At 64.3% G+C, this 9095-nt stretch carries 13 protein-coding genes; 5 read left to right on the forward strand and 8 right to left on the reverse strand.

Going from position 1 to position 9095, the window contains the following annotated elements; translation table 11 throughout:
* Nucleotides 1-4: 4 nt before the first annotated feature.
* Both AC6CH3_RS08275 and AC6CH3_RS08280 read left to right on the forward strand, forming a co-directional pair.
* Nucleotides 5-439, forward strand: coding sequence for a DoxX family protein (locus AC6CH3_RS08275; RefSeq protein WP_498131981.1), 435 nt, complete (start codon nucleotides 5-7; stop codon nucleotides 437-439).
* 114 nt (nucleotides 440-553) lie between these two features.
* Nucleotides 554-1537, forward strand: a complete 984-nt coding sequence (locus AC6CH3_RS08280; protein ID WP_498131982.1) for an acyl-CoA thioesterase — start codon at nucleotides 554-556, stop codon at nucleotides 1535-1537.
* A gap of 11 nt (nucleotides 1538-1548) precedes the next feature.
* Here AC6CH3_RS08280 and dnaB read toward each other — a convergent pair whose 3' ends face one another.
* The gene (gene dnaB, locus AC6CH3_RS08285) at nucleotides 1549-2928 is read right to left on the reverse strand and encodes a replicative DNA helicase (protein ID WP_400576841.1); all 1380 of its coding nucleotides are present in this window, start codon (nucleotides 2926-2928) and stop codon (nucleotides 1549-1551) included.
* Between the two features lie 696 nt (nucleotides 2929-3624).
* Here dnaB and AC6CH3_RS08290 point away from each other — a divergent pair.
* Together AC6CH3_RS08290 and AC6CH3_RS08295 are read left to right on the forward strand one after the other, a co-directional pair.
* Entirely contained in the window at nucleotides 3625-4062 is a 438-nt protein-coding gene (locus AC6CH3_RS08290) for a hypothetical protein (RefSeq protein ID WP_498131983.1), read from the forward strand.
* Nucleotides 4063-4066: 4 nt separating this feature from the next.
* Nucleotides 4067-4633 carry a hypothetical protein gene (locus tag AC6CH3_RS08295; RefSeq protein ID WP_498131984.1) on the forward strand — a complete coding sequence of 189 codons (567 nt, stop codon included), beginning with the start codon at nucleotides 4067-4069 and terminating at the stop codon, nucleotides 4631-4633.
* Nucleotides 4634-4681: 48 nt separating this feature from the next.
* Here AC6CH3_RS08295 and AC6CH3_RS08300 read toward each other — a convergent pair whose 3' ends face one another.
* The 3 genes from AC6CH3_RS08300 to AC6CH3_RS08310 all read right to left on the reverse strand — a co-directional run bounded on the left by AC6CH3_RS08300 (nucleotide 4682) and on the right by AC6CH3_RS08310 (nucleotide 6650).
* Nucleotides 4682-5014: a TFIIB-type zinc ribbon-containing protein gene (locus tag AC6CH3_RS08300; protein ID WP_498131985.1), complete on the reverse strand. Its 333-nt coding sequence runs from the start codon at nucleotides 5012-5014 to the stop codon at nucleotides 4682-4684.
* A gap of 58 nt (nucleotides 5015-5072) precedes the next feature.
* Nucleotides 5073-5699, reverse strand: coding sequence for an FMN reductase (locus tag AC6CH3_RS08305; protein ID WP_498132103.1), 627 nt, complete (start codon nucleotides 5697-5699; stop codon nucleotides 5073-5075).
* Between the two features lie 87 nt (nucleotides 5700-5786).
* Nucleotides 5787-6650, reverse strand: coding sequence for a PhzF family phenazine biosynthesis protein (locus AC6CH3_RS08310; protein WP_498131986.1), 864 nt, complete (start codon nucleotides 6648-6650; stop codon nucleotides 5787-5789).
* A gap of 25 nt (nucleotides 6651-6675) precedes the next feature.
* On the opposite strand from AC6CH3_RS08310, the gene AC6CH3_RS08315 reads away from it, so the two are divergent.
* Entirely contained in the window at nucleotides 6676-6933 is a 258-nt protein-coding gene (locus tag AC6CH3_RS08315; protein ID WP_498131987.1) for a DUF1801 domain-containing protein, read from the forward strand.
* A gap of 145 nt (nucleotides 6934-7078) precedes the next feature.
* On the opposite strand, the gene rplI is transcribed toward AC6CH3_RS08315, so the two are convergent.
* The 4 genes from rplI to rpsF form a co-directional block, all read right to left on the reverse strand.
* On the reverse strand, nucleotides 7079-7531 hold the full coding sequence (gene rplI, locus AC6CH3_RS08320; RefSeq protein ID WP_400576855.1) for a 50S ribosomal protein L9: 453 nt from the start codon (nucleotides 7529-7531) through the stop codon (nucleotides 7079-7081).
* A gap of 17 nt (nucleotides 7532-7548) precedes the next feature.
* Nucleotides 7549-7788, reverse strand: a complete 240-nt coding sequence (rpsR, locus tag AC6CH3_RS08325; protein ID WP_003800144.1) for a 30S ribosomal protein S18 — start codon at nucleotides 7786-7788, stop codon at nucleotides 7549-7551.
* Between the two features lie 127 nt (nucleotides 7789-7915).
* Nucleotides 7916-8503 (reverse strand): single-stranded DNA-binding protein, encoded by a 588-nt coding sequence (locus AC6CH3_RS08330; RefSeq protein ID WP_494033716.1) that lies wholly within the window; start codon nucleotides 8501-8503, stop codon nucleotides 7916-7918.
* 55 nt (nucleotides 8504-8558) lie between these two features.
* The gene (gene rpsF, locus AC6CH3_RS08335) at nucleotides 8559-8864 is read right to left on the reverse strand and encodes a 30S ribosomal protein S6 (RefSeq protein WP_050683795.1); all 306 of its coding nucleotides are present in this window, start codon (nucleotides 8862-8864) and stop codon (nucleotides 8559-8561) included.
* Nucleotides 8865-9095 lie beyond the last annotated feature (231 nt).

Raw genomic sequence — 9095 nt, forward strand, 5'->3', positions numbered from 1 at the left:
CACCATGAACCAGTCCACCCTGACCACCGCCGCACTGACCGTCCTGCGCGTTATTGCAGGTTTCCTGTTCGCTGCACACGGCTGGCAGAAGTTCAACGAATTCACCATCGCGGGCACGCAGGCAGCCTTCACGAAGATGGGTGTTCCCGCAGCCGAGGCGGTGGCTCCCATCGTGGCCACCCTTGAGCTCGTCGGCGGCATTGCGTTGATCCTTGGCGTGCTGGCCCGCGTCTTTTCTGCCCTCCTGGCGCTGAACATGCTCGGCGCCTTCTTCCTGGTGCACGCCCCGGCCGGCGTCTTCGCCACGAATGGCGGCTACGAACTGGTCCTCCTGCTGGCCGCCGCCGGCCTCGCTGTTGCCCTGACCGGAGCGGGCCGTCTCTCCGTGGACCGCGCCCTCTTCGGCCGGCCGGGCTCCAAGCTGGGCGTCCTCGCCTAGCCTTTCCACCGGGCAGTCTTCTCCGGTACACACGGACGACGGCGGCTGTGCACCTTTGGTGCGCAGCCGCCGTTTTCGTTGGGCCAGTTCGCCACTTGGCCATAAACTCACAGCATGAGCGAACGCCCCGCCAATTCCGTCACCCTCCGCTTCCTGGCCGCTCCCACCGACATCGGCCACAGCGGCTCCGTGGATGCCGGCACCGTCCTGGAGTGGGTGGACAAGGCAGCGTACGCAGCCGCCGTCGGGTGGGCCAAGTCCTATTGCGTCACTGCCTATGTGGGGAACATCCACTTCGCGGACCCGGTCAACAGCGGGGACATGGTGGAAGTTACCGCCACCATCGTTTACACAGGCCGCTCCTCCATGCACATCCGCACCGTGGTGTCCTCCGGAGATCCCAAGGGCGGGGCCGCCACGATGCGGAGCCAGTGCATGGTGATCTTTGTGGCCGTGGGTGAGGGCGGCAGGCCTGTCCCGGTGCAGCAGTTTGAGCCCTCCACCTCCGAGGAACTGGAACAGCGAGACCACGCCCTGGCCCGCATCCGGATCCGCGAACGGATTGTGGAAGCCATGAACGCCCAGGAATATACCGACGCCGGCACCGCCGAGCGCGTGGTGCTCCGTTTCATGGCAGCGCCCACGGATGTCAACTGGGGCGGAAAGGTCCACGGCGGCATCGTCATGAAGTGGATCGACGAGGCGGCGTACGTCTGCGCTTCGCGCTACTGCGGCAAGGACACCGTGGCGGTCTTTTCCGGCGGCGTCCGGTTCTACCGCCCGCTTCTGATCGGACACGTGGTTGAGGTGGAGGCACGGCTCGTCTACACCGGCGCCAAAAGCATGCATGTGGCGGTACATGTCCGCTCCGGTGACCCTAAAGGCGGTGAGCTGAGCCTGACCACGTACTGCCTCACGGTGATGGTGGCCCGGGACGCCGAGGGCACGTCGGTTCCGGTTCCCCAGTGGGTGCCGGTTTCCGACGAGGACAAGCGCCTCCACGCCCATGCCCGGCACCTCCTGGAAATCCGTGCAGCCGCGCCGGGGAACCGGCTCCCCAACCACCTGCTGCAGGCGGGGCGGCAAGCGGCCGGTTAGAGGCGCACCGGTTAGAAGCCGCCGCCTCCGGCGTCCGCGGCCATGTTGGCGAAGCGCGAGTAGTGGCCCTGGAAGGCGACCACGATGTCCTTGGTGGGGCCGTTACGGTGCTTGGCGACAAGGATGTCCGCTTCGCCGGCACGCGGCGACTCCTTGTCGTAGACATCCTCGCGGTGCAGCAGGATGACCATGTCGGCATCCTGCTCGATTGATCCGGATTCCCGGAGGTCCGAGACCATGGGCCGCTTGTCCTGGCGCTGCTCGGACCCACGGTTCAGCTGGGAGAGGGCAATGACCGGAACCTGCAGTTCCTTGGCCAGCAGCTTGAGGGCACGGGAGAACTCAGACACTTCCTGCTGGCGCGACTCCACCTTCTTGCCGGAACTCATAAGCTGCAGGTAGTCAAGGATCACGAGTTTCAGGTCGTGCTGCTGCTTCAGGCGGCGGCACTTGGCGCGGATTTCCATCAGGGACATATTGGGGCTGTCGTCGATGAACAGCGGGGCATCATTCATGCGGCCCATGGTGGTGGCGATCTTGGACCACTGCTCATCCTTGATGGTGCCCTTGCGGAGGTCCTGAAGGCCGATGGTGGCCTCGGCCGACAAGAGCCTCATGGCGATCTCGTTCCGGCCCATTTCCAGCGAGAACATAACAGTCGCGAGATTGTTCTTGATGGCTGCGGAACGGGCGAAGTCGAGGGCGAAGGTGGACTTGCCCACGGCGGGGCGTGCCGCAATGACGATCATCTGGCCGGGGTGAAGACCGTGCGTCAGTTCGTCCAGCTCGTAGAAGCCGGTTGGAACGCCCACCATGCCTTCACCGCGGTGGCCGGAGGCCTCAATCTCGTCCACGGTGGACTCCATGACGTCCTTCAGGACCACGTAGTCTTCCGCGGTCCGGCGTTCGGCCACCGCATAGACTTCCGCCTGGGCCTGGTTCACGAGGTCTTCGACTTCGCCATCCTGGCCGTAACCAAGCTGCACGATCTTGGTTCCGGCGTTGACCAGCCGCCTGAGGACGGCGCGCTCGGCCACGATTTCGGCGTAGTAGCCGGCGTTGGCCGCTGTAGGGACTGTCTGGATGAGCTCGTGCAGGTAGGCGGGACCGCCAATCCTGTTGATCTCGCCGCGTTTGGTCAGTTCGTCCGAAACGGTCACCGCGTCTGCGGGTTCACCACGGCCGTAGAGGTCAATCACCGCCTCGTAGATGGTCTCGTGGGCGGGACGGTAGAAGTCCTGGCCCCGGAGGATCTCCACGACGTCAGCAATGGCGTCCTTGGAGAGCATCATGCCGCCCAGGACGGACTGCTCGGCCGGAATATCCTGCGGAGGCTTGCGGCTGCCCTCGGTGCGGGTGCCCTCGATTGAGTCCAGGTGCGTAACTGACAAAACTGCCGTCCTCCATAGTGTCCGCAGTCCCTCAAGAGGCCTGCGGCAAGTCTGCCTGTGCCGTTTGGATGCGCCCCGCCGTGGAAGCTGCTGCGCCGGCTAAGGCAACTTCTATCAGCCGGCCCCGACAATTTCCGCGGAGGCCGCGAGTCCAAGGCGACGCCTCATCCACAGGTTTTCCACAGGGCATAGCCCATCAGTGGAGGCCGTGAAAAGGAGCCCCCAGATCCGGTTGGCTGTTGCGGCCCGCATGTCCTGAATCGGTGTCTCCGCTACGTTAGCGCCCGCCGGGCAACGCACAAAGCGGCGGGTTTTGCACGTCTGTGGATAACCTGTGCACAATGCCTCCCTGCTTGTGCACAGTCTGTGGGCGAAGCTGTGGATATCAAATTTCTTTTATCCAAATATGGCCTTTGACCTGCGGAAACGCTCCTCGCACCCTGTGGACTCAAAATTCTTTTTGTGAACCTTCATCCACAGGCTCAACCCTTGTGCTGGGGATACCGGCCGGTAGATTCACGGTTTTCGGCGTCTAATATGCCCGCGATGTGATCAATCTCGCTGACCCGGGGCGGCGGATGCCGCGCTGCTCCCGCTCCTCCGCGCGACAAGCGCCGAGCGCGGCCCGCATTGGGCAGCAGCATACGCATACCTGCATATGCTGTGGATAACGCGTAACTGGCCTAAGCTCTAGATATGGGCGACGCATTGATAGTCATACTGCCTGTCCTCGTTGTCGGTTCGATCCTGTGGGCCCTGACCACCGCGCTCCGGCCGCGCGATTCCGGAATGTCGGAGGCGGAACGCTATCAGTTGGACCTGGCCATGCGGTCACAGGCCCACTATGCCGCCCAAGTCCAGGCTGCCACCGCGGCGCGTGCCCGGGTGGATGCGGCCACACGTCCCAGCCAGAACGAACAGCAACACACGCAGCAGCAGGATCACGCCCGGGAGGCGGTCCTGGCCCAGGCTTACCACGGGGCAGCTTTGCCCGGCGGCCAGCTGAACCCCCAGCTGGCTCTCCAGCTGCAGTCAATGGTGCGTAACGGGCAGAAAGTCCAGGCAATCAGGCTCCTGCGCCAGGCAACCCGTTCGGACCTCTTAACCGCCAAGCAATATGTAGATCGGCTTTAGAACCATGGAATCGCTTGTGATCCCCCTCCTGATCCTCGTGGCCGTCACCGTCGCAATGATCCTGGCCGCTCGCGCATGGAACCGCCGGCAGAAGCCTGCCGACGGTCCCGCCCAGGCGCCGCCGGAGTCCGCTGAGCTGGCCAGGATGGCTGCTGCCAGGCTTTCCGAGGACGAGCACCGCAGGCTCTATGCCCTGATTGCCCAGGGCCAGGCGATGGCCGCGATCAAGCTCTACTACGAGGTTTCCGGACTCGGGCTGCGGGCCTCCCGGGATGCCGTTGCCGCGCTGGCCGCCCACCCGCAGCCCTACCGTGCCGAGCCGGCGGCGGCCACTGAACCGGACCCCGATGACGAACCTCCCCAGCGGTTCCCGTACCGGTACCGGGCGATCGCCAGCAAGGGCGACGTCACCCGCGAAGTCAGCAGCAACATGCTCAATGACGAGATTTACGGCCGCATCCGCACCTTGGCCAAGAGTGGCAACACCGAGGCTGCCGCCACCGCACTCACGAAGCATTCGGACATCACCATGAAGCAGGCACGTGAATTCATCGCCCTGCTGGACGACTAGCCCCTACTGGAGGCCTGGCTCTGCTGCCTGACTGCCCGAAGAGCGCCGTCAGAAGTCGAAGAGCTCGCCCAGCCAGCCCTCTTTCTTCTTCGGCCGGCGCCGGTCGTGGTCGCGGTCGTAGCCCTTGCCGTAGCTGCGGTCGTCGTACCGCGGCTTGTCGTAGCGCGGCTGCTCCCGCCGCAGGTCCGGGTTCGGATACAGGGGAGGCGGGACCATGCCCGGAGCCGGCGGGGGAGATGCCGCCGCGGCACCGGCGAAGGAGTCCGCGCGGTCAATGATCTTGTCCAGCTCGCCGCGGTCAAGCCATACGCCGCGGCACTGGGGACAGTAGTCAATCTCCACACCGCTGCGTTCGCTCATGATCAGGTCAACAGAATCCACAGGACATTTCATGTCCCCCACAACGAGCGGGTGCCGGGAATAGTTCGCCGGGCGTGCCCTAGCGTCCGGTGCTGATCCCGGCCAGCAGCTGTTCAAACGGCAGGGACTCCAGCGGCGCCTGCTTCCTGCCCGGCTGTACGCCCTCGAGAAGGCGGTAAAACTCATCCGCCGCGCGCCCGATGCGGGCCGAAAGGGGATTTCCGCCGTCGTCCGTGTTTCCCCAGTCCTGGGGGCCGGCGAAGACGGCCGTCGCGGCAACGCGGGCGCGCAGGTAGCTGAAGAGCGGGCGCATCGCGTAGTCGAGCACCATCTGGTGCCGGTCGGTTCCGCCGGTGGCGCCCAGGAGCACGGCCTTTCCATCGAGCGACTTGGGATCGAGCACGTCGATGAATGACTTGAAGAGCCCGCTGTACGAGGCGCTGAAGACGGGCGTCACGGCGATGATGCCGTCCGAGGCCTGCACTCCTGCGATGACCTCGGCGAGGCGGGGTCCCGCGTAGCCCGTGACGAAGTTGTTGGCCACGTCCACGGCCAGGTCACGGAGTTCCACCACATCGACCGTGACCTCGTAGCCGGCCGCCGAAAGCCTCCGGCTCGCCTCGTCTGCCAACTGGTCGGCCAGCAGCCTGCTCGACGACGGCACTCCCAGGCCGGCGGACAGAACGGTAATGCGGCGGGTCTCCACAGTGGTCTCCTCAGGGTCGGACCGTCTCACGGTACATGCGTTTGCATCTAGTGTGTCCAACCGGGCGGGTCCGGTGTTTATTCCGGCTTAGAGATCGACGGCTCCCCGGATGCAGGTCACGGCATTCCCGCCCACCCAGATGTCGTCCCCGTCGGATTCAATGTGGATGAGCCCCTTCCGTCCCAGCACGGTGCCCTGGGAGGCAACATACGAGGCCGGTGCGCGCCCCGTGCCGATCAGCCACTGCGCCGCGCCGGCATTGAAGCTTCCCGTCACGGGATCCTCGGGGGCGGCATCCCCGGGTATGAAGGTGCGGACCTCGAAGGTGGCGGCGGCTCCCTCGGCATACGGGGCTATGACGCCCACGATGAGCCCCTCCATGGCCGCGTAGTCGGGCCTGATTGCCAATACCTGTTCTGCGGACTCCAGCAGCACACCGATCCACTCGGGCCCGTTGACGAGCCAGGCGGCATCCAGCAGCGCCTCCCGCGGCAACCCGAGACCCGCCGCAATCCGCTGCAAGTCCTGCTCAGCTACGGGTCCTGACCGAGTCAGGGGCGGAGCGGCGAAAGCCAGCCTGTCGCCGTCGTCGTACCTGACGCGCACCAGGCCCGCTCCGCATTCCTGGATCAGCACCCCGCTCTGCTGAGGCACGCCGCCGGAGTCCAGCCAAGCGTGGGCGGAGCCAAGCGTGGGGTGGCCGGCGAACGGGAATTCCTCGCTGCCGGTAAAGATGCGTACCCGGTAATCGGCTTCCGGCACGGTGGGCTTCAGCAGGAACGTGGTTTCCGAGAGGTTGGTCCAGTTCGCGAACCGCTGCATGTGTTCAGCGGTGAGCTCCTCGGCGTCCATCACCACGGCGAGGGGATTTCCCCGGTATGGCTCGCGGGTGAAGACGTCCACCTGGGCAAAAGGACGACGGCGGACGGCTGTTCCGGTTTCTGGGATCACCGGAGCAGGCTACCAGCCAGCCCCCATGGCGATGGACGTACACTGCGTCCATGGCAGAAAACAAGACACAGGTGACGGCTTCTCGCCGCGCAAGGCCAACCTGTCCCTCTATGGCCTGAGCGCCGCGCCGGAGGCCGCTGAACTGCTCACCCGGCTGGGCAAGCACACGGTCGGCGCTGGCTGCGTCTACGTCAACAAGCTCGCGGACGTCGATGAAGATGCCCTGGCTGCGCTGATCCGCGCGGGTTACCGGTACTACACCCCCCTGGTCCACCACGCCTGAGCCTGTCGGCGGCGTAGTCGTCGCTGGCGCGAACATCGTCGGTTTAACGCGAAAGCCCCCGCTGCCGGAATTCCCGAAGGAATCCGACAGCGGGGGCCGTCAGCAGTTCAGGGCTGAGCAGCAATCAGGCGCGAGGCCGGAAAGACTACTTGCCTGCGACTACGTCGAGTTCGATCACAGCGGCAACGTCGTCGTGCAGACGGACGTTGGCCTGGTAGGAACCAACCGACTTGATGTGCGTCGGCAGTTCAACCTTGCGCTTGTCGATGCGGCCAAGGCCAGCGGCCTCAACAGCGTCGGCGACGTCGGCCTGCTTGACCGTGCCGAACAGACGGCCGCTTTCGCCGGCCTTGACGACCAGCTTGACCGGCTTGGCGGACAGAGCGGAGGCCTGCTTCTGAGCATCTTCCAGGGAAGCGTGCTCGCGGGCGACGCGGGCAGCCTTGATGGACTCAACCTGCTTCTCGCCACCCTTGGTCCAAGTCAGGGCGAAGCCGCGGGGCAGCAGGAAGTTACGTGCGTAACCGTCCTTGACCTCGATGACGTCGCCTGCAGCACCGAGACCGGTGACTTCGTGGGTCAGAATGAGCTTTGCCATGTTAGTTAATCCCTTCCTTAGCCGCGGCCAGCGCCGGAGTAAGGCAGCAGAGCAACTTCGCGGGCGTTCTTGATTGCCTGGGCGATCTTGCGCTGTTCCTGCACCGTGACGCCAGTGACGCGACGGGCGCGGATCTTTCCGCGGTCGGAGATGAACTTGCGCAGCAATGCTACGTCCTTGTAGTCGATGACGGTGATGTCAGCGGCCTTCAAGGGGTTGGACTTTGGTTTGGGCTTACGGAGTTCAGCCTTAGCCATCGTGGAGCTCCTTTTCTATGGAGCCCGTGGATATTGATCCACGGGATGGTGGTGGTCCGACGGCGGCAGTCACCTCGGTGCCTAAGGCACCCGGGCGGTCCCGGCGTCGGGCCTTTAATGTGTTGTTTTAGAAGGGAGGTTCGGAATCCGGGCCGTTGCCCCAGCCGCCGCCCGCGTTGCTGACCCCGGGCGTTGCCCAAGGGTCTTCCTGCGCTGCGGGCTGGTTGCCGCCCCATGTTCCGCCGGTGTTGCCGCCCTGGTTTCCACCCTGGCCGCCACCGAACCCACCGCCGCTGTTGCCGCCGCCGAAGCCGCCCTGCGCGCCGTTTCCGGCACCCCCACCGCCGGAACGCTGGGTGCGGTTGACCTTGGCATTGGCGTAGCGCAGGCTCGGGCCGATTTCATCGACTTCGAGCTCGATAACGGTGCGCTTTTCGCCTTCTTTTGTTTCGTAGGAACGGCTCTTCAGCCGGCCGGAAACGATGACGCGCATGCCCTTTGTCAGGGATTCGGCAACGTTCTCGGCTGCTTCCCGCCACACCGACGCGCGGAGGAACAGGGTTTCCCCGTCCTTCCACTCATTGGACTGGCGGTCGAACGTGCGGGGCGTGGAAGCGATGGTGAAGTTCGCTACTGCCGAACCTGACGGGGTGAACCTCAGCTCGGGGTCATTGGTGAGATTACCGATGACCGTAATAGTCGTTTCGCCTGCCATCTACTGCCTCCTTGTTCGTTCCTGCGGGGTAAAGAATAAAAGCCGGGAGCTGAAATTACTCAGCAACGACCTTCTGCTCTTCGGGGCGGGTGATCTTGGTGCGCATGATGGTCTCGTTGAGACTCAGCTGGCGGTCAAGTTCCTTGGCGGTGTCCGGCTTGGCGGTGAAGTTCACCACGGCGTAGATACCTTCGGACTTCTTCTTGATGTCGTAAGCCAGGCGACGGCGGCCCCAGATGTCAACCTTTTCGATGGTTCCACCATCGTTGGTGATGACATTCAGGAACTTCTGAAGCGACGGCTCTACGGTACGCTCTTCGACCTCGGGGTCGATGATTACCATCAATTCGTAAGGACGCATATGTGAACCCACCTCCTTTGGGCTAAGCGGTTACGGCATTTCCGTAACAGGAGGTTCATTTGCGGTGCTGTGCATGCCCTTCTCCAAATTCGAGGCAGGACGCAGCACAGACTTCACTATCTTAGTGCATCGGGGAGGAATTCCGCGATTCGTGCGCTGACTCGAGGCTAGCGCGGCAGTGACCCGGGCGGGAGCAGCGGAGACTGCTATGTGGAAAACCGGACCGCCTGG

Source organism: Arthrobacter sp. GQ119, assembly GCF_059759125.1.